Genomic DNA, 19,304 nt, shown 5'->3' with positions numbered 1-19,304 from the left:
CAGGTGTCCGGCGGGGGCCCGCTCAGGAGCCGAAGCGGCGCTCGCGCTCGGAGTAGGCGCGCAGCGCCCGCAGGAAGTCGACCTTGCGGAAGTCCGGCCACAGGACCTCGCAGAAGTAGAACTCCGAGTGCGCGCTCTGCCAGAGCAGGAACCCGGACAGCCGCTGCTCCCCCGACGTCCGGATCACGAGGTCCGGGTCGGGCTGGCCCTTGGTGTAGAGGTGCGCGGCGATGTGGTCGACCTGCAGGACCTCGGCGAGCTGCTCGATGCTCGTGCCCTTGGCCGCGTGCTCCAGCAGCAGCGCGCGGACGGCGTCGGCGATCTCCTGCCGGCCGCCGTAGCCGATCGCGACGTTGACCACGCCCTTGCCGACGTCGGCGGTCTGGCGCTGCAGCTCGCGGATGCGGTCCGCCGTCTCCTGCGGCAGCAGGTCCAGCGCGCCGACGGGGTGCACCTTCCAGCGCCGCGTGGCGGCCACCCGGGCGACGGCGTCCTCCACGATCTCGATGAGCGGGGCCAGCTCGTCCTGCGGGCGGTGCAGGTTGTCCGTGGACAGCAGGTAGAGGGTGACGACCTCGATGCCCTCGTCGTCGCACCACTGCAGGACTTCCTGGATCTTGTCCGCCCCGGCGCGGTGGCCGTGGGCCGTGGTGGTGCCGAAGGCCTTCGCCCAGCGCCGGTTGCCGTCGAGGATGATCCCCACGTGGCGGGGCAGCGCGGAGCGGTCCAGCGACCGCTCCAGGAGCCGCCCGTACGCGCCGTAGAGGAGTTCGTGGAGGGCCATCGGCGCTCACGCTATACCCCGGTCCCCCACGCCGATCGGCGTCGATCGGCCACCCGGGTCACGTAGCCTCCCGGCATGCCGGTCGAGCCCCTCGCCACCCCGCCGACCTCCCCGGCGCCCCTCGCGAGCCGGCACCTGGCCGAGACGCTCAGCGCCAACAAGCCCCGGCTGCGGGGGTGGCTGCACGCGGGGTCGTTCCCCGTGGTCCTCGTGGCGGGCGTCGTCCTCGTCGTCCTCGCGCCGACGGACGGCAGCCGCGCGGCCGCCGCGGTCTTCGCCGCCAGCGCGGCCCTGCTGTTCGGCACGAGCGCCCTCTACCACCGGCTGCCGTGGGCGGCCGCGGCCCACGGGCGCCTCAAGCGCCTGGACCACAGCAACATCTTCCTGCTCATCGCGGGCACGGCGACGCCGCTGGCGGTGACCATGCTGGCCGCGGGCACGGCGCGGGTCCTGCTGACCGTGGTCTGGGCGGGGGCCGTGGCGGGCGTGCTGTTCCGCGTGTTCTGGGTCGGGGCCCCGCGCTGGCTGTACGTGCCGCTGTACGTCCTGCTCGGCTGGGCCTCGGTCGGCTACGTGGGCGAGTACGCGCGCGTCGGCGGCTGGCTCGTCGCGGCCCTCGTCCTCGCCGGCGGCGTGCTCTACACCGCGGGGGCCGTCGTCTACGGGACGAAGCGCCCCGACCCGGCCCCGCGCTGGTTCGGCTTCCACGAGATCTTCCACGCCTGCACGGTCGTGGCCTTCGCCCTGCACTACGCGGCCGTCTCGATCGCGACGTACGCGGTCGCCTGACGCCCCCGCGCCGCGTCAGCCGTCCGCGAGCGCCCGCCAGAACCCCGCGAACCCGCCGCCGGGGGTGTGGTCGAAGCACGCCTGCGTGAGCACGACGACGACGAGGTCGCGCACCGGGTCGGCCCACAGGTGCGTTCCGAGTCCGCCCGCCCAGCCCCAGGTCCCGGGCCGGCCCACCTCCTGACCCTCGGCGACGACGACCCCCGCCCCGCAGGTCCAGGACGTCCCCTCGTCGAGGACCGGCGCCCCCGACGTGCGCTGCGCGGGGCTCAGCTGGTCGGTGGTCAGCCGCCGCACCGCCGCACCGGACAGCACCCCGCGCCCGCCGTCGCGCACCGCCGCGGCGAAGGTCAGCAGGTCCGCGGCCGTGCTCACGAGGCCGGCGGCCAGCGACGGGAACCGCGGCGGCGTGGCCCAGGCGCCGTCGGGCGGGTCGATGACCTCCAGCCCGCCCGCCCCCACCTGGTAGGCCGTCACGAGGTCCCACGGGGCGGCCCAGAAGCCCGTCGCCGTCAGGCCCAGCGGCCCGAGCAGCCTCTCCTGCAGCAGGTCCGGCAGGGCGCGGCCCGTCCGCCGGGCGAGCAGGGTGCCCAGGACGTCGAAGGCCGTGTGGTAGAGCCAGCGGGTCCCCGGCTGCGCCGCGAACGGCAGGGCGGCGAGGCGCGCGAGGTGCTCGTCGGGCGACATCCCGGGCGCCCCGCCGGAGGGCCCGAGGCCCGCCTCCTCCATCGCCCGGGGCAGCGGCCCGTCCTGCGGGACGTAGCCGAACCCGGGCGTCAGGAGCAGGAGGTCGCGCACGAGGACGGGACGGTGCGCGGGCTCGGTGGCGTCCAGCGGCCCGGCCGGATCGAGGAGGACGCGGGGCTCGGCGAGCTCCGGCAGCCAGGTCGCCACCGGCGCGTCGAGGTCGAGCACGCCGTCGTCGGCGAGCGCGAGGGCCAGCGCCGCCCCGACCGGCTTGGTGATCGAGGCCGTGCGGAACCGGGCGTCGGGCCGCAGGGGCTCCCCGTCGACGGCGTCGCAGCCGCCGGCGCGCACCTCGTCCCGGCCGCCGGCGCGGGTGGCGAGCACGTAGCCGGGGAAGCGCCCGGCGGTGACCTGGTCGTCGAGCGCGCGGCGCGCGGGGGCGAAGCGGTCCACGGGTCCTCCTGCGGTCGGGTGCGTGCCCCTCCGACCCGGCCCGGTTCCCGAACTGAGCGGTACGGCTGCGGCAGGCTGTCCCCCGTGAGCGCACCCCGCCGGTTCGGCGTCCTCGGCACGGGCTACTGGGCCCGCTGGTGCCACGGCGCGGCGCTGGCCGCGCACCCCGACGTCGAGCTCGTCGGGTTCTGGGGGCGCGACCGCGCCAAGGCGGACGCGGCGGCCGCCGAGGCGGGCGGGCGGGGCTTCGCCGACCTCGACGAGCTGCTGGCCGCGGTGGACGCCGTGAGCATCGCGCTGCCGCCGGACGTGCAGGCCCCGCTGGCCGTCCGCGCCGCGCGGGCGGGGCGGCACCTGCTGCTGGAGAAGCCCGTCGCGCTCGAGCTCGCGGCCGCGGACGCGGTGCTCGCGGCCACGCGGGAGGCGGGCGTCGCCTCGGTGGTGAACGTGACCTACCTGTTCCAGCCGGACATCACGGACTGGCTCGACCGGCTGCGGGAGCTGGCGGTGCGGCACGGGCCGTGGGAGGGGGCGCTCGTGCGCTGGGGCGGGAGCATCGACGCCCCCGGCAGCCCGTTCCGGGACTCGCCGTGGCGGCGCGAGCACGGTGGTCTGTGGGACGCGGGCCCGCACGCGCTGTCGGTGCTCGGGGCGCTGCTGCCGCCGGTCGAGCGGGTCACCGCCGCCCGGGGCGTCCGCGACGCCGTCACCGTGCTCGCCGAGCACGCGGGCGGGGCGAGCACCGCGATGTCTCTCACCGGCACGGCCCCGCCCGGGATCGGCGGGCCGTCGGCGATCGTCTGGGGCCCCGGCGGCCGGCACGAGATGCCGTGGTTCACCGGGACGCCCCAGGAGGGGTTCGCGCGGGCCGTCGACGACCTGCGCGCGGCCGCCCTCAGCGGCCGGGAGCACCCCGCGGGGGCCGCCGACGGCCGCGACACCGTCGCCGTGCTGAGCGCGGTGGCCGGGCACCTGGCCCGGCCGCTCGCCGAGCGCGCGACGACGGTGCCCCGCTGAGGGACCACACCGCCCGACGCCTCAGCGCGGGGCGGGCGGGTCCTCGTCCGCGACGGCCGCCGAGGTGTCGAGCCGCTCGTGCCCGCCGCTCCCCGCGCCCTCGCCGGGCCCCTCATCGGAAGCCTCGGCCTCCTGCAGCTCGGCCTCGAGGCGCGCGCGCTGGTTCACGCGCCGCACCCGCCGGGCCATGCTGCGGCCCAGGAAGTAGACCGCGAGCGCCAGGAAGAACAGCAGGACGAAGCCCCAGAGCCCCGGCGTGACCAGGTCGGCGTCCACCTTGGGGGTGGTCGTCGTGGTCGGCGACGGGGTCGCCGCCAGCAGCAGCGCGGCCGTCCTCACCCGGGGCTCCCGCCCGCCGTCTCGCGCAGGCCGGCGAAGAGGTCGTCCTCGGGGGTCGTCGTCGGGACGTGGGACAGGGCGAGGGAGTAGTCCTCCGTCGACCACAGCTCGCGCTGCAGGTCCATCGGCACCTTGAAGAACCAGCCGTCCGGGTCGATCTGCGTGGCGTGGGCCAGCAGGGCCTGGTCGCGCGCGGGGAACCAGTCGGCGCACTCGACGCGCGTCGTGATCTCCAGCTCCTGGCGCGGCACGCCCGACTCCTCCCAGCGCTTCATCCACTCGGCGAACGGCGACTCCAGGCCCCGGTCGAGCATGGCCTGGTGGAAGGTCGTCATCCGGTCCCGCGAGAAGCTCGCGTGGTAGTAGAGCTTCGACGTCTGCCACGCGGGGCCGGCCTTCGGGAACCGCTCCGGGTCGGCCGCGGCGTCGAACGCCGCCCGGCTCACCACGTGGGTCATGATGTGGTCGGGGTGGGGGTAGCCCCCCGACTCGTCGTACGTCGTCATGACGTGCGGCCGGAACTCCCGCACCACGTGCACGAGGGCGTCCACGGTGAACTCCTCGGGCTCCAGGGCGAAGCAGCCCGCGGGCAGCGGCGGGAGCGGGTCGCCCTCGGGCAGCCCGGAGTCCACGTAGCCCAGCCAGCGGTGCTGGACCCCGAGCACGCGCGCGGCCTCGGCCATCTCGCGCCGCCGGTACTCGGCCATGTCCCGCAGCATCCGCGGGTCCCCCTGCAGGCGGGGGTTCAGCACGTCGCCCCGCTCACCCCCGGTGCACGACACGACGAGGACGTCGACGCCCTCGGCCGCGTAGCGCGCCATGGAGGCCGCCCCCTTGCTGGACTCGTCGTCCGGGTGGGCGTGCACGGCCATCAGCCGCAACCTCTCCGCCACCTCTGCTCCTCTCGCACTGCACGTCCGTCGTCGTCGGCCCCGGCCGGTGCCCGCCCGGTCGTCGGGGCGCGGCGGCCGGGGTGCGACCATCGGGGTCCATCCTCGCCGATCGGGTGGGGACCACGACCACCGGGAGCGCCCCGTGCCCGACGACGCCCGCCTCGACGCGGGGGACTCCCTCGACGAGCGCTACGGCCGCCGCCACGGCGGCCGGCCCTGGTGGCGCCGTCCCGGGCCCCTCGTCGCGGCCCTGCTGGGCGGCGCCCTGCTGACGGCCTACTTCGTGTGGGTCGCCGTCGCGCAGTCCTCCGGCCCCTCGGCCACGGAGATCAGCCACCGGATCCTCGACGACACGACGGCGGAGATCCGCTACTCCGTGACCCGCAGCCCCGGCACGGCGGTGCGCTGCACCGTGCAGGCCCTCGACGACGCCTCGACCGAGGTGGGCCTCGCCCAGGTCGACATCCCCGCGGGCACCGAGCGCGACGTCGAGCAGACCACCGACGTCCGCACGACGGCGCGGGCCGTGACCGTCGGCGTGCAGGGGTGCGTCCAGGTCGGCGGCTGAGCAGCGGGGCTGGGCGGGGCGGCTGAGTCGAACGGTCTGGGCGGGTCGCGCGAAGCGGTGCAGGGCCGCCCCGCGAGCGGCTACGGTTGCCGTTCGAGTCGCTCTCCCGCCGCGCGCGGGACGGGCGACTCGGTCTTTGGGGCCGCAGGCGGCCCCGGTACCGCGGACCGCTCACCACCCGGGTGAGCCGGTCCACCAGCATGGAGGAGTCATCGTGAGCGAGACGACCAGCGGGAGCGTCACCTGGCTGACCCAGGACGCCTTCGACCGGCTCAAGGCCGAGTACGACCGTCTCTCCGGTGAGGGCCGCAGCGAGCTCGCCAAGCGCATCGAGCAGGCCCGCGAGGAGGGCGACCTCAAGGAGAACGCCGGCTACCACGCGGCGAAGGAGGAGCAGGGCAAGCAGGAGCTGCGCATCCGCCAGCTCCGCCAGCTCCTCGAGACCGCCCAGGTGGGCTCCGCGGCGGCGTCGGTCGCGGGCGAGGTGACCCTCGGGTCCGTCGTCACGGTCGAGCTGGCCGGCGACGAGATGCGCTTCCTGCTCGGCAGCCGCGAGGTGGGCGACGGCGCCGGCCTCGACGTCTACAGCGAGAAGTCGCCCCTGGGCGCGGCCATCATCGGCCAGCAGCCGGGGACCGAGGTCAGCTACACCGCGCCGAACGGCGCGAAGGTCCCGGTCCGGATCATCAGCACGGAGCCCTTCACGGGCTGAGCACCGCGCGCCGCCGCCGGGCAGGACCGCGCCCCGGGACCCGTCCGGGTCCCGGGGCGCTGTCGTGGGCTCCTCAGCGGTCCACGGAGGCGTGCGGCTCGCCGTCGCCGGCGCGCACCGGGGTCGCGTCCGGGGTGTCGGGCGCGAGCGGCGCGTCGGAGTCGTCGATCTCCGCGACCTCGGCGGTCGTCTCGTCGTCGCCGCGGGCCAGGGCGCTGACGCCCGTGTTGAGCACGGCCACGAGCGGCACCGCGAAGAGCGCGCCGACGATGCCGAAGACCGTGGCGCCCGAGGCGACCGCGAGGATCACCGCCAGCGGGTGCACGGCGACCGCGCGGCCCATGAGGAACGGTTGCAGCAGGTGGCTCTCGACCTGCTGCACGAGGATGACGACGGCCAGCATCACCAGCGCCGTGACGGGCCCGTGGGCGACGAGCGCGACCAGCACGGCGACGGCGCCGGACAGCAGGGCCCCGACGATCGGGATGAACGCGCCGAGGAAGACGACCAGGCCCAGGGGGACGGCGAGCGGCACCTGCAGGATCGCCGCGCCGATGGCCACGCCGGCCCCGTCGACGAGCGCCACGATGATCGTGGCCCGCATGTAGTGCGTGAGCGTCACCCAGGACTGCCGGGCCGCGTTGTCCAGCGGGCTGCGGGCGGGGTGCGGCAGCAGGTGCAGCAGCCACGACCAGATGCGGCGGCCCTCGAGCAGGTAGAAGAACGACGCGAACATCGCGATGAAGAAGCCCGCGACGACGTGGCCCGCGGTCGAGGCGACCCCGACGACGCCCGTGACGATGGTGTCGCGGTTGGCGGTGACGGCGTCCTGCGCCTGCCCGACGTAGTCGCTGATGGCGGTGGTGCTGAGGTTCAGCGGCCCGTCCTTCAGCCACTGCTCGACCTGGTCGACGCCCTGCACGGCCGAGTCGGAGAGGTCGGAGAAGCCGGAAGCGGCCTGCGTGCCGACGAGCGTCACGAGGCCCGCGAGCAGGGCCAGGGCCGCGAGGAGGGTGATGAGGGCCGCGAGGACCTGCGGCACGCCGATCCGGTGCAGGGCCGCGACGACGGGCAGCAGCAGCGCCGCGACGAGCATGCCGATGAGCGCGGGGATCGCGACCTCGCTGACGAAGCTCAGCCCGTAGACGAGCAGGGCCACGCCGGCGACCACGACGATGAACCGCCACGACCACTCCGCGGAGGTGCGCAGCGCGGAGCTGACGTAGGGGGACTCACGGACCGGATGCGAGGGCACGCGCCCATCCTCCTCCGCCGGGGCACCACCCGGGCACCGCACGGGGAACGCCCAGGGACGCCGGGGCACCGCCCAGGCACCGCCCGGGGGGAACACCGGGGGACCCGCGCCGTCGCGCGGGGCCGAGGTCGGACGTAGGTTCGGACGCGTGACGACCAGCGCCTCCACGCCGCTACCCCTCGAACCCCCCGCCTCCCTCCCCCGCACCCTGGGCGCCCTGCGCGCCGCCGGCCACGAGCACGTCGGCGTGAAGGAGGAGCTGCGCCGCAACCTGCTGCAGCGCATGCGCTCCGGCGAGGACCGCTTCCCCGGCGTCGTCGGCTACGAGGACACCGTCGCGCCCGAGCTCGAGCGCGCCCTCCTCGCGGGCCACGACGTCGTCCTGCTCGGCGAGCGCGGGCAGGGCAAGACGCGCCTGCTGCGCTCGCTCGTCGGCCTGCTCGACGAGTGGACGCCCGTCATCGCGGGCAGCGAGCTCAACGAGCACCCCTACTCGCCCCTGACCCCCGCCTCGCGGCGCCGGGTCGTGGCCGAGGGCGACGACCTGGCCGTCGACTGGCTGCACCGCTCGCTGCGCTACGGCGAGAAGCTGGCGACGCCCGACACCTCCGTCGGCGACCTCATCGGCGACGTCGACCCGGTCAAGGTCGCCGAGGGCCGCACCCTGGGCGACCCGGAGACCATCCACTTCGGCCTGGTGCCCCGCACGAACCGCGGCATCTTCGCCATCAACGAGCTGCCGGACCTCGCCGAGCGCATCCAGGTCTCGCTGCTGAACGTCCTGGAGGAGCGCGACATCCAGGTCCGCGGCTACCAGCTGCGGCTGCCCCTGGACGTCCTGCTCGTGGCGAGCGCGAACCCGGAGGACTACACCAACCGCGGGCGGATCATCTCGCCGCTGAAGGACCGCTTCGGCGCGGAGGTCCGCACCCACTACCCGCTCGAGGTCGCGCTGGAGGTGCAGCTCGTCCAGCAGGAGGCCGACACGGTCGCGGAGGTCCCCGAGCACCTCGTCGAGGTCCTCGCCCGCTTCACCCGCGCCGTGCGCGAGTCCCCCGCCGTCGACCCCGCCTCGGGCGTCTCGGCCCGCTTCGCCATCGCGGCCGCCGAGACCGTCGCCGCCGCGGCGCTGCGCCGCTCGGCGCTGTCCGGCGAGACGGGCGACCCGGTGGCCCGCGTGGGCGACCTGCACACGATCGTCAGCGTGCTCGGCGGCAAGGTCGAGTTCGAGCAGGGCGAGGAGGGCCGCGAGGTCGAGGTGCTGGAGCACCTGCTGCGCACCGCGGTGGCGGAGACCTACCGGGCCCGCCTCGGCGGCGCGGAGCTCTCCGGCTTCTCCGACCTCGTCACGGGCGGCAGCACGATCGAGACCGGCGACCTCGTCCCGGCGCAGCGGCTGCTGGAGCAGGTGGGCACCGTCCCCGGCCTCGGCCGGGTGCTGGACCGCCTGGGTCTGGGTGACGAGCCGTCGCCGGGCCGGGCCGCCTCGGGCGTCGAGTTCGTCCTCGAGGCCCTGCACCTGACCCGCCGCCTGGACAAGGTCGTCCTCGAGGACGGCCGCACCGTCTACGGCAGCTGAGCCGCCGCGGGTCCACGGCCGGGCAGCGCCCGGCCGTGGACCCGGCCCCCCGTCAGGCGCGGGAGGAACCCAGCGCCGCGTCGATGCGAGCCAGCTCCTCGGGCGCGAAGTCGAGGTGCTGCACCGCGGCGACGTTGTCCTCCAGCTGCCGGACGCTGCTGGCCCCGATGAGCGCCGAGGTGACCCGGCCCCCGCGCAGGATCCAGGCCAGCGCCATCTGCGCCAGCGTCTGGCCGCGCTCCCTGGCCACCGCGTCGAGCGCGCGGACGGTCGCCAGGACGTCCTCGGTGAGCCGGCCCGTGGACAGGAACGGGCTGTCGCCCGCGGCGCGGGAGTCGGCGGGGACCCCGTCGAGGTAGCGGTCCGTCAGGAGCCCCTGCGCGAGCGGGGAGAACGCGATGGACCCCACGCCCACCTCGTCGAGGACGTCGAGCAGGCCGTCCTCGGCCTCGCGGTCGAACATGTTGTAGCGCGGCTGGTGGATCAGCAGCGGGACCCCGAGACCGTCCAGGACGCGCGCGGCCTCGCGGGTCTGCGCGGGCGAGTAGTTCGAGACGCCCACGTAGTACGCCTTGCCCTGCGCGACCGCGCTCGCCAGCGCGCCCATGGTCTCCTCGATCGGCGTCTGCGGGTCGGGGCGGTGGTGGTAGAAGACGTCGACGGAGTCGAGGCCCATCCGCCGCAGGCTCGCGTCGAGGCTGGACAGGACGTGCTTGCGCGAACCCCACTCGCCGTACGGGCCGTCCCACATGCCGTACCCGGCCTTGGTGGAGATGACCAGCTCGTCGCGGTGCGCGCGGAAGTCGCGAGCGAGGTGGCGGCCGAAGTTCGTCTCGGCGGAACCGGGGGGCGGGCCGTAGTTGTTGGCCAGGTCGAAGTGCGTGACGCCCAGGTCGAAGGCGCGGCGCAGGATCGCGCCCTGGCGCTCCGCCGGCTGGGCGTCGCCGAAGTTGTGCCACAGGCCCAGCGACACCGCCGGCAGCAGCAGGCCGCTGCGCCCCGTGCGGCGGTAGGGCATGGCGTCGTAGCGGGTCGGGCTCGGGACGTGGGTCACGGTTCTCCTCGGGCGGGCGCACCGACGGCTCCGGTGCGGTCTCGGCCGCCACGCTAGCGCCGGGGTGGCGCCGGCCCGCGCTTCGGCCGCTTGCCCCGCCAGGCGAGCGAGCGGGCGTCCAGCTCGCGCAGCAGCGCGTCGCCCTCGGCGAGCAGCCGCTCCCCCGTCGCGACCGCGTGCGCGAGGCGGTCGTCGTCCAGCTGCCGGAAGGCCGCGCCCGCCCGGCGGTCCAGGACGGTGTACCAGCACGCCCCCACCGCGTCGTCGAGCAGGACCCGGCCGAAGCAGTGGTCGGCCCGCAGCGACCACGCCCCGCGCTCGGCCGCCGCGGGCAGTTCCGCCCTCACCAGCTCCGCGTAGCGGCGCAGCAGCGCCTCGCGCTCCTGCGCCGCCTCGCTCACGGACCCGTCAGTCGTTCTGGGGGAAACCCAGGTTCAGGCCGCCGTGGGAGGGGTCGAGCCAGCGCTCGGTGACGACCTTGCCGCGGGTGAAGAAGTGCACGCCCTCGGTGCCGTGCGCGTGGCTGTCGCCGAACAGCGACTGCTTCCAGCCGCCGAAGGAGTAGTACGCCACGGGGACGGGCACCGGCACGTTGATGCCGATCATCCCGACCTGCACCTCGTTGCGGAACCGGCGGGCCGCGCCGCCGTCGTTGGTGAAGATGGCCACGCCGTTGCCGTAGCGGTTGCCGTTGATGAGGGCGAGGCCCTCGTCGTAGCCCGCCACGCGCAGGACGGACAGGACCGGCCCGAAGATCTCGTCGGTGTAGATCGACATGTCCTTCGTGACGTTGTCGAACAGGGTCGGCCCGAGCCAGAACCCGTCCGCCGCCGCCGCGTCGTCCTGGGCGTCCGGGACGACCTCGCGGCCGTCGATGACGAGGTCCGCGCCCTCGCCCACGCCGGCGTCGACGTAGCCCGTGACCTTGTCGCGGTGCGCGCCGGTGACCAGCGGGCCCATGTCGCAGCCGCGGCGGCCGTCGCCCGTGCGCAGCGTCGCCACCCGCTCCTTGATCTTGGCGATGAGCTCGTCCGCGATCGTGTCGACGGCGAGCAGCGCGGAGACGGCCATGCACCGCTCCCCCGCCGAGCCGAAACCGGCGTTGACGGCCGCGTCGGCGGCCAGGTCCAGGTCGGCGTCGGGCAGCACGAGCATGTGGTTCTTCGCCCCGCCGAGCGCCTGCACGCGCTTGCCGTGCGCGGTGCCGGTCTCGTAGACGTAGCGCGCGATGGGGGTGGAACCCACGAACGACACCGACGCGACGTCGGGGTGGGTCAGCAGGCCGTCGACGGCGACCTTGTCGCCGTGCAGGACGGTGAAGACGCCGTCGGGCAGGCCCGCGTCCTTCCACAGCTGCGCGATGAAGTTCGCCGCGGACGGGTCCTTCTCGCTGGGCTTGAGCACCACGGTGTTGCCCGCGGCGATCGCGATGGGGAAGAACCACATCGGGACCATCGCGGGGAAGTTGAACGGCGAGATGACGGCGACGGTGCCCAGCGGCTGGCGCACGGAGTACACGTCGATCTTCGTGGAGGCGTTCTCGGTGAACCCGCCCTTGAGCAGGTGGTTGATCCCGCAGGCGAGCTCGACGACCTCCTGGCCGCGGCTCACCTCGCCGAGGGCGTCGGAGAGGACCTTGCCGTGCTCGGCGGTGATGATCGCGGCGAGCTCGGGCTTGCGGGCGTCCAGCAGCTCGCGGAACTTGAACAGCACCGCCGTGCGGCGGGCCAGCGACGTGTCGCGCCACGCGGGGAACGCCGCGGTGGCCGAGGCGACGGCGGCCTCGACGTCGCCCGCCTCCGCCAGCGCGACGTGCTTGGTGACGCGGCCCGTGGCCGGGTCGTACACGTCGCCGCGGCGCTGCCCCGACCCGGTCGTGGCGGCACCGGAGATCCAGTGGCCGACGACGGGCAGGTCCCCCGCGGCGGCGCCGGCGTCGGTGGAGCTGGCGGTGGTGGTGGACACGGGGGCCTCCTCGGCGGGTGCGGCGGGACCTCCCCGCCCAGCGGTCGAACGGGGAGCATCATGCCACCGCCCGACCCCCCTTTGTCCAGACAAAGTCCGCGACTCCGTCGTCCCCGCGCGAGGGGTGGCGGGGGTGCTGCGCGTCCCCGCGCCGGGGTGGTGGGGGCGGGCGTGGCGCCCCGGGGGAAGCCGACGTAGCGTCGGGCTCATGAGCGACGCACGGGGACGCCGGCGGTCCGGCCGGTTCCGCTACGGCGAGTGGGCGGGCGGCCCGGACCCCCTGGCCCCGCCCTACGACGTGCGCGCCGCGCTCGACCAGGTCGGGCAGGAGGTGCTGCGCGGCGGCTCGCTGCGCGACGCCCTGCGGGACCTGCTGCAGCGCGGCCCGGACGGCCGCTCCGGCCTGGAGGAGCTGCGCGCCCGCGCCGCCCGGATGCGCCGCGAGGCCTCGCGCCGCGGGGACCTCGACGGAGCGCTGACCAAGGCCCGCGCCCAGCTGGACCAGGCGCTGGCCGCCGAGCGCGAGGAGCTGGCGGGCCGCGACGGCGACGACGCCCGCTTCTCCGAGGCGCGCCTGGACGCCCTGCCCCGCTCCACCGCGCAGGCGGTGCGCGAGCTGGAGGACTACCCGTGGGCCTCGCCCGAGGCGCGGGCGCAGTACCAGCAGATCCTCGAGGGCCTGCGCTCCGACGTCGTCGACCAGCAGTTCCGGGGCATGCGCGACGCCCTGGAGCAGGGCGGCGCCGAGGCGGCGCAGGCGATGAAGGACATGATGTCCGACCTCAACGAGCTGCTCGAGAAGAAGGCCGGGGGTCAGGACACCCCCGAGGACTTCGCGGAGTTCATGGAGAAGCACGGGGAGATGCTCGGCGAGGACGCCGAGGGGGTCGAGAACCTCGACGACCTCGTCGACACCCTCGCCCGCCGGGCCGCGGCCGCCGCCCGGCTGATGCGCTCCCTGTCGCCGCAGCAGCGCGCGGAGCTGGGTGAGCTCATGGACCAGGCCTTCGGCTCCGACGCCGACCTGCAGGCGCAGATGGCGGCCCTGTCGGACAACCTGCGGGCGCTGCGCCCCGACCTCGACTTCAGCCGCGGCGAGCGCGTGCGCGGTGCGCAGGGCAGCGAACCCCTCGGCTACGGCGAGGCGGCCGATGCGCTGCAGGACATCTCCGAGCTCGACGACCTGCTCGACGCGCTCGGCCAGGACCACCCCGGCGCCACGCTGGACGACGTGGACGTCGAGGCGCTGGAGCGCCAGCTCGGCCGGGGTGCCGCCGACGAGCTCAGCCGCCTGCGCGAGCTGGAGCGCGAGCTGCAGCGGCAGGGTTGGCTGTCCCGCTCCTCGACCGGTCTCACGCTGTCCCCCAAGGCGTTGCGGCGCCTGGGCCAGACCGCGCTGCGCGACGTCCTGCAGCGCGTGGACACCCGCGGCCGCGGCGACCACGAGAACGCCGACGCGGGTTCGGGCGGTGAACCCACGGGGGCGACGCGGCGCTGGGAGTTCGGCGACGAGCAGCCCCTGGACGTCGTGCGGACGGTGTCGAACGCGCTGAAGCGCGGCGCCGCCGCCGGGACGAGCGGCGCCGTGAAGCTGTCCTGGGAGGACTTCGAGGTCGTCGAGACCGAGCGCCGGGCCGGCGCGGCCGTGGCGCTGTGCGTCGACCTGTCCTACTCGATGGCGGCCGAGGGCCGCTGGGGCCCGATGAAGGAGACGGCCCTGGCGCTGTCGCACCTCATCGCGACCAAGTTCCCCGGCGACGCCCTGCAGATCGTGGGCTTCGGCCTGCACGCGCAGCAGATGTCGCTGTCGGAGCTCGCCGAGGTGGAACCCGACTTCGTGCAGGGCACCAACCTGCAGCACGCGCTGAGCATCGCCCGCCGGCACCTGCGCAAGCACCCGGACGCCGAACCCGTCGTCCTCGTCATCACCGACGGGGAACCCACGGCGCACCTGCAGGACGCCGAGGCGGTGTTCAGCTGGCCGCCGACGTCGGCGACGATCCGGGCGACCGTGGACGAGGTCGACCGGCTCACCCGCTTCGGCGCCAAGATCAACCTGTTCATGCTGGGTGAGGACGCCGGCCTGCGCCGCTTCGTCGACGCCATCGCCCGCCGCAACGGCGGCCGGGTGCTGACCCCGAGCCCCGAGCGGCTGGGTGCGTTCGTCGTCGACGACTACCTCAAGTCGCGCACGGGGAGCCGCTCGGCCCGCCGCGCCTCCTGACCCTCCGGCGGTGACCCGCCGGACGACGACTCCCCCGCCGTGATCATGCAGGTAATACCTGCATGATCACGGCGGGGAGGTCGACTCAGCGCAGCGCGCGGTCCAGGTCGGCGATGAGGTCGTCGGCGTCCTCGAGGCCGACGGACAGGCGCACGAGGTCGTCCGGCACCTCCAGCAGGGAACCCGCGACCGAGGCGTGGGTCATCTTGCCGGGGTGCTCGACGAGGGACTCGACGCCACCGAGGGACTCCGCGAGCGTGAACAGCTGAGTCCCCTTGCAGACCTGCAGCGCGTCCTCGGCGCTCGCGGTGCGGAAGGAGATCATCCCGCCGAAGCGCTTCATCTGACGGGCCGCGACGTCGTGGTTGCGGTGCTCGGGGCGGCCCGGGTAGAGGATCGCCGTCACGCGCGGGTGCTGCTCCAGGAACGCGACGACCTTCTCCGCGTTGTCGCAGTGGCGCTCCATGCGGACCGCGAGGGTCTTCAGGCCGCGCTGCACGAGCCACGCGTCGAACGGGCCGGGGACGGCGCCCATCGCGTTCTGGTGGAAGCCGATCCGCTCCGCCAGGGAGTTCCCGCGCCCGTCGTCGCCGTCGCGCACGACGACCGCGCCGCCGACGACGTCGGAGTGCCCGCCGGCGTACTTCGTCGTGGAGTGCACGACGAGGTCGGCGCCCAGGGTCAGCGGGGTCTGCAGGTACGGCGTCGCGAAGGTGTTGTCGACGACGAGCAGCGCGCCCGCCTCGTGCGCGATGGCGGCGATGGCCGCGATGTCGCCGACGGTCAGCAGCGGGTTCGTGGGCGTCTCGAGCCACACCAGGCGCGTGCGGCCCGGGCGGATCGCGGCGCGCACGGCGTCGAGGTCGGCCAGGTCCGCCGGGCTGTGCTCGACGCCCCACGGCTCCGCGACCTGCTTCACGAGCCGGTAGGTGCCGCCGTAGGCGTCGTTGGGGATGACGACGTGGTCGCCGGGCTTCAGCAGGGCGCGCAGGATCGCGTCCTCCGCGGCGAGGCCGGAGGCGAAGGCGAACGCCGCCGCCCCCTGCTCCAGGGAGGCCAGCTGCTCCTCCAGCGCCGTGCGGGTCGGGTTGCCGGACCGGGAGTACTCGTAGCCCGTGCCGAGGCCGGTGCGCAGGCCGCCGACGCCGTCCTGCTTGTACGTCGAGACCTGGTAGATGGGCGTCACCACCGCACCGGTCGAGGGGTCGGCCTCCTGCCCGGCGTGCAGCGCACGCGTGGAGAAGCCCTGCATGAGGGAGTCGTCGCTCGGGGTGCTCACGAGGGTCCAGCTTAGGAGACGGGCGCGCGCCGGCGGCGCGCAGGAACCGCGGGCGGCGGGAACGTCCGGGCGGTGCTCGCGGTTGGACCGGGTACGACAGCGGAAGGAGCACCCAGTGCTGTTCGGCAACAAGTACAAGTCCCAGATGGTGACCGCCGAGGACGCCCTCCCGGGCCGTGCGCAGCGGATCTTCGAGGTCCCCCGCGACCACGCCGTCCTGGGCACCCCGCTCGAGGGCCCGTGGCCCGAGGGCACCGAGGTCCTCTACGTGGCCATGGGCTGCTACTGGGGCGCGGAGCGGATGTTCTGGCAGCTGCCGGGCGTCGTCACGACGGCCGTCGGGTTCCAGGGCGGGTTCACCGAGAACCCGACGTACGACGAGTCCACGACGGGGCGCACCGGCCACGCCGAGACGGTGCTCATCGCCTACGACCCGACGCTCACCAGCCCCGAGCAGCTGCTGAAGGTGTTCTGGGAGAACCACGACCCGACGCAGGGCTTCCGGCAGGGCAACGACCGCGGGACCGAGTACCGCTCCGCGATCCACACCACGACCGACGTCCAGCTCAAGGCCGCGGAGACCACGCGGGACACGTTCCAGCGCGAGCTGGACCGCCACGGGCACGGCCGGATCACCACCGAGATCCGCCCCGTCTCCGACGCCGGCCCCTTCTGGTACGCCGAGGACCATCACCAGCAGTACCTGGCCAAGGTGCCCAACGGGTACTGCAACCACGGCCCGAACGGGCTGACCTGCCAGATCGGCCTCGTGAGCACCGAGGACTGACGGCACCGGCCCCGCACCGGGGCCGAGCACGAGAGAGGGCGCTGTCGTCGTCGACAGCGCCCTCTCCACGCGCCGGGGCGCAGGGCGCCCCGTCCCCCCGGCGGGGCGCTGCGACGATCCTCCCAGAGCCCGACCGACCCCCGGCGCCATCTGCTGACCCCCTTTGGGGGGCGATGCGGTCCCCGGTCGCGGACCTGGCGGAGTGGGCCTCGCGGGCCCCGGAACCTGGGTAGCCTTCCGCGGCAGAGGAGGCCCGCACGTGATCCACAGCACCGACGCCCCGGCGTCCCCCGGGACCCCGGAGCCGCGTCTCCGCGTCGCCGCGGTGGACGACCACCCCGCCCTGCTCAGCGGCCTGCGCGCCGAGCTCGCCGCGCTCGACCCGTCCATCGAGTTCGTCGCCACCGCCTCCACCGTGGGCGGTCTGCTGGCCGTCGCCGGCGGCACCGTCCTGGACGTCGTGCTGCTCGACCTGCGCCTCGGCGACGCCTCCACGCCCACCGCCAACGTCGGCGCGCTGGTCCGGGCCGGCTGGCGGGTGCTCGTCTACACCGAGGGCCGCCAGCACGACGCGGCGCTGGAGGCGCTGCGGGCCGGGGCCCAGGGCGTCCTGCTCAAGGACCGGCCCGTGGCGAGCGTGGCCGCGGCGCTGCGCTCGGTCGCCGACGGCGACACGCTGCCGTCGGCGGAGACCGCGGCCGCCCTGCAGCACGCCGACGACCTCACGAGCCACCTCTCGCCGCAGGAGCGGCGGGTGCTGCAGCTGTACGCCGGCGGCATGCCCGCGCGCTCCGTGGCGCTGCGCATCGGCGTCACGCACGAGACGGCCAAGAGCTACCTCAAGCGGATCCGCGCCAAGTACGCGGCCGTCGACCGGCCCGCCTACACCCGCATGGAGCTGTACCGGCGCGCGGTGGAGGACGGGGTGCTGCAGCCCCACGACCCGCGCGCCGTCGTCGAGCAGGAGTGAGCCCCCACCCGCCGCGGGGCGCGCGCCGGTGACGCTGCGCACCGCGCACCGCCTGCAGCTGGTCGTGCTGGTCCTCGCGCTGCTGTCCGTGGTGCCGACCGTGGCCGCCGACCTCGCGCAGGGCCGCACCGCCGCGGCGCCGCTGTGGACGGCGACGGTCGTCCCCGTCTACCTCGTCCTGCTCGCCGTCCTCGTGCGCGACCTGCTGCGCGGCGGCGACCCCCGGCCGGCGTCCTGGGCCCTCGTCCTGGCCGGCGACGCCGCCCTGGCCACCTTCCCCCTCGCGGCCGGTGCGGAGCCCTCCGCCCCGTGGGTGCTGGCGCTGTCGCCGCTGACCGTGGGGGCCGGAGCCGTCGCGCTGCGGCTGCGGGGCGCGCTGCTGGCCGCGCTGGGGCACCTCCTCCTGCGCCTCCTGCTGCAGGTCACGGGCGTCTGGGCGGTCTCGAGGACGTCGCTGGTCCTCGACTCGCTGCTGCTGCTGGTGGTCGTCGCGGCCGTCTCGGTGACCGTGCAGGCCGTCCAGGCCGCGGCCTCCCAGGTGGCCACCGCCCGGGAGGCCGCCGACACCGCGCGCGCCGCGGCCGCCGCGGCCCGCGCGGCCGAGCGCGAGCACGTGCGCTGGGACGGCATCGTCCACGACGACGTGCTCGCCTCCCTGTCCCTGACCGCGCAGGCCCGCGACGCCGCGGAGCGGGCCGTCGCCGTCGCGGCCGCCGCGCAGGCGCTGGAGCGGCTGCGCCGCGAGGACCCCGACGCCGCGGACCACCCCGACGGCCGGCCCCCCGAGGTCCCCGTCCCCCTCGGCGACCTCCTCGACCGCCTGCGTGAGGCCGCCGGCCGCGAGCACGCCGCGGTGCTCGTCACGGACTCCCTCGCCGGGGTGGACGCAGAGGCTGGAGCGGGTGCCGGGGCGGTGCTGACCGCCGAGGCGGCCGACGCCCTCGTGGCCGCGGCGGCCGAGGCCGTCCGCAACGCCGTCCGCCACGGCGGCGGCGGCACGGGACGCCTGCCGGACGTGCACGTCGAGCTCGCCCGCGCCGGGGCCGCGGCGCAGGTCACGGTCACCGACGACGGCGTCGGCTTCGACCCCGCCCGCCCGGCCCCGGGCCGCTTCGGGCTCGCCGTGTCGGTCCACCGGCGCACCGCCGTGGTCGGGGGCAGCGCCGAGGTCACCTCCTCACCCGGCGGCGGCACGGTCGTGCGCCTGCGGGTGCCGGTCGAGGTCGCGCCCGCGCGGGCCGGCCGGTGACCGGGTTCCAGCGGGCCTGCGCCCTCGGCGCGGTCCTGTGGCTGCTCACCCACGCCCCGCTCGTCGCGGTGCTGGGCCTGCGCGACTCGCACGCACCCGTCCTGTCGCTGCTCGCGGTCGTCGTGGTGTGCGGCGTCAGCGCCGTCCTGGCCCGGCCGCTCACGGGCCGTCCCCTCGCGCTGTCCGCGCGCGCCGCGTGGGCCGCGGCCCTCGTGCTGCCCGCCTCGGGTCTCGCGGTCATGCCCTTCCTCGACGCCGAGTCGTGGCGGACCTACGCCAACTGGTGGCCCGGCGCGGGGCAGGTGATCGTCGCCGCCCTCGTGGTGCGCCGGCGACCGCTCGCGGCCCTGGCGGCCGAGCTGGGCGGCGCGGCCGTCATCGCGGGCTGCGTCCTGGCGCAGGACGGCCCGCCCGGCGGGAGCCCGGACCTCGTGACGATCCTGGCGCTCAACCAGCCGGCCACCCTGTGGCTGCCGGCCGCGCTCGGCATCCGCGCGGTGTTCGACCGCACGAGCCGCGAGGTCGCCCGCCTCGAGGCCGACGCCGGGACCTCCGTCGCGGAGCGGGCGGCCGCCGAGGCGCGGGCCGCGAGCGCCCGCTCGCGGCGCGCCGACCTGGAGGCCGGCACCGTGCCCCTGCTGGAGCGCGTCGCGGTCAGCGCCCCGGCGGCGCCCGCGACCGCGTGGGCGGAGCTGGCCCG

At 75.6% G+C, this 19,304-nt stretch carries 18 protein-coding genes and 1 pseudogene; 10 read left to right on the top strand and 9 right to left on the bottom strand.

Annotated elements, in window-relative coordinates; translation table 11 throughout:
• Window positions 1-22: 22 nt before the first annotated feature.
• Complete coding sequence (locus tag F1544_RS09980) at window positions 23-784, bottom strand: isoprenyl transferase (RefSeq protein WP_167584801.1); 762 nt, start codon at window positions 782-784, stop codon at window positions 23-25.
• Between the two features lie 75 nt (window positions 785-859).
• On the opposite strand from F1544_RS09980, the gene trhA reads away from it, so the two are divergent.
• A complete protein-coding gene (gene trhA, locus F1544_RS09975) occupies window positions 860-1,573 on the top strand; it encodes a PAQR family membrane homeostasis protein TrhA (RefSeq protein ID WP_167584799.1) in 714 nt (237 codons plus the stop codon).
• 15 nt (window positions 1,574-1,588) lie between these two features.
• Here the strand turns inward: trhA and F1544_RS09970 are convergent, their stop codons facing one another.
• On the bottom strand, window positions 1,589-2,713 hold the full coding sequence (locus F1544_RS09970) for a serine hydrolase domain-containing protein (protein ID WP_167584797.1): 1,125 nt from the start codon (window positions 2,711-2,713) through the stop codon (window positions 1,589-1,591).
• A gap of 84 nt (window positions 2,714-2,797) precedes the next feature.
• Here F1544_RS09970 and F1544_RS09965 point away from each other — a divergent pair, with 84 nt between their 5' ends.
• Window positions 2,798-3,730: a Gfo/Idh/MocA family protein gene (locus F1544_RS09965; RefSeq protein ID WP_167584795.1), complete on the top strand. Its 933-nt coding sequence runs from the start codon at window positions 2,798-2,800 to the stop codon at window positions 3,728-3,730.
• A gap of 21 nt (window positions 3,731-3,751) precedes the next feature.
• Here the strand turns inward: F1544_RS09965 and F1544_RS09960 are convergent, their stop codons facing one another.
• On the bottom strand, window positions 3,752-4,069 hold the full coding sequence (locus F1544_RS09960; protein WP_167584793.1) for a hypothetical protein: 318 nt from the start codon (window positions 4,067-4,069) through the stop codon (window positions 3,752-3,754).
• Entirely contained in the window at window positions 4,066-4,962 is an 897-nt protein-coding gene (gene mca / locus F1544_RS09955; RefSeq protein WP_167584791.1) for a mycothiol conjugate amidase Mca, read from the bottom strand. Before mca ends, F1544_RS09960 begins: the two co-directional genes overlap by 4 nt.
• 142 nt (window positions 4,963-5,104) lie before the next feature.
• On the opposite strand from mca, the gene F1544_RS09950 reads away from it, so the two are divergent.
• Window positions 5,105-5,530 (top strand): DUF4307 domain-containing protein, encoded by a 426-nt coding sequence (locus F1544_RS09950; protein ID WP_167584789.1) that lies wholly within the window; start codon window positions 5,105-5,107, stop codon window positions 5,528-5,530.
• Between the two features lie 214 nt (window positions 5,531-5,744).
• Window positions 5,745-6,242: a transcription elongation factor GreA gene (greA, locus tag F1544_RS09945; protein ID WP_167584788.1), complete on the top strand. Its 498-nt coding sequence runs from the start codon at window positions 5,745-5,747 to the stop codon at window positions 6,240-6,242.
• Between the two features lie 73 nt (window positions 6,243-6,315).
• On the opposite strand, the gene F1544_RS09940 is transcribed toward greA, so the two are convergent.
• Window positions 6,316-7,497 carry an AI-2E family transporter gene (locus tag F1544_RS09940; protein ID WP_167584786.1) on the bottom strand — a complete coding sequence of 394 codons (1,182 nt, stop codon included), beginning with the start codon at window positions 7,495-7,497 and terminating at the stop codon, window positions 6,316-6,318.
• A 148-nt stretch (window positions 7,498-7,645) separates the two neighbouring features.
• Here F1544_RS09940 and F1544_RS09935 point away from each other — a divergent pair, with 148 nt between their 5' ends.
• Window positions 7,646-9,076, top strand: coding sequence for a sigma 54-interacting transcriptional regulator (locus F1544_RS09935; protein ID WP_167584784.1), 1,431 nt, complete (start codon window positions 7,646-7,648; stop codon window positions 9,074-9,076).
• Window positions 9,077-9,128: 52 nt separating this feature from the next.
• On the opposite strand, the gene F1544_RS09930 is transcribed toward F1544_RS09935, so the two are convergent.
• The 3 genes from F1544_RS09930 to F1544_RS09920 all read right to left on the bottom strand — a co-directional run bounded on the left by F1544_RS09930 (window position 9,129) and on the right by F1544_RS09920 (window position 12,044).
• Entirely contained in the window at window positions 9,129-10,094 is a 966-nt protein-coding gene (locus F1544_RS09930; protein ID WP_167584889.1) for an aldo/keto reductase, read from the bottom strand.
• Window positions 10,095-10,183: 89 nt separating this feature from the next.
• Window positions 10,184-10,531 carry a hypothetical protein gene (locus F1544_RS09925; RefSeq protein WP_167584782.1) on the bottom strand — a complete coding sequence of 116 codons (348 nt, stop codon included), beginning with the start codon at window positions 10,529-10,531 and terminating at the stop codon, window positions 10,184-10,186.
• Window positions 10,532-10,538: 7 nt separating this feature from the next.
• Window positions 10,539-12,044, bottom strand: a complete 1,506-nt coding sequence (locus tag F1544_RS09920) for a CoA-acylating methylmalonate-semialdehyde dehydrogenase (RefSeq protein WP_167584887.1) — start codon at window positions 12,042-12,044, stop codon at window positions 10,539-10,541.
• 259 nt (window positions 12,045-12,303) lie between these two features.
• Here F1544_RS09920 and F1544_RS09915 point away from each other — a divergent pair, with 259 nt between their 5' ends.
• Window positions 12,304-14,319 (top strand): vWA domain-containing protein, encoded by a 2,016-nt coding sequence (locus tag F1544_RS09915; RefSeq protein ID WP_167584780.1) that lies wholly within the window; start codon window positions 12,304-12,306, stop codon window positions 14,317-14,319.
• 85 nt (window positions 14,320-14,404) lie between these two features.
• On the opposite strand, the gene F1544_RS09910 is transcribed toward F1544_RS09915, so the two are convergent.
• Window positions 14,405-15,571, bottom strand: coding sequence for a cystathionine gamma-synthase (locus F1544_RS09910; protein WP_167584885.1), 1,167 nt, complete (start codon window positions 15,569-15,571; stop codon window positions 14,405-14,407).
• Window positions 15,572-15,743: 172 nt separating this feature from the next.
• Here F1544_RS09910 and msrA point away from each other — a divergent pair, with 172 nt between their 5' ends.
• The 4 genes and pseudogenes from msrA to F1544_RS09890 form a co-directional block, all read left to right on the top strand.
• Window positions 15,744-16,385 (top strand): peptide-methionine (S)-S-oxide reductase MsrA, encoded by a 642-nt coding sequence (gene msrA, locus F1544_RS09905; RefSeq protein WP_167584883.1) that lies wholly within the window; start codon window positions 15,744-15,746, stop codon window positions 16,383-16,385.
• Between the two features lie 259 nt (window positions 16,386-16,644).
• On the top strand, window positions 16,645-17,355 hold the full coding sequence (locus F1544_RS09900) for a response regulator (protein ID WP_167584778.1): 711 nt from the start codon (window positions 16,645-16,647) through the stop codon (window positions 17,353-17,355).
• Between the two features lie 28 nt (window positions 17,356-17,383).
• Window positions 17,384-18,604, top strand: a complete 1,221-nt coding sequence (locus F1544_RS09895) for an ATP-binding protein (protein WP_167584776.1) — start codon at window positions 17,384-17,386, stop codon at window positions 18,602-18,604.
• Window positions 18,601-19,304 (top strand): annotated as a pseudogene (locus tag F1544_RS09890) (hypothetical protein); the annotation flags it as partial. The gene F1544_RS09895 and the pseudogene F1544_RS09890, both read left to right, overlap by 4 nt.

The sequence above is a fragment of the Kineococcus rubinsiae genome, assembly GCF_011839805.1.
Lineage (GTDB): Bacteria > Actinomycetota > Actinomycetes > Actinomycetales > Kineococcaceae > Kineococcus > Kineococcus rubinsiae.
Note: the sequence above shows the minus strand (reverse complement) of the source record. Positions and strands in the feature narration are given on the sequence as shown.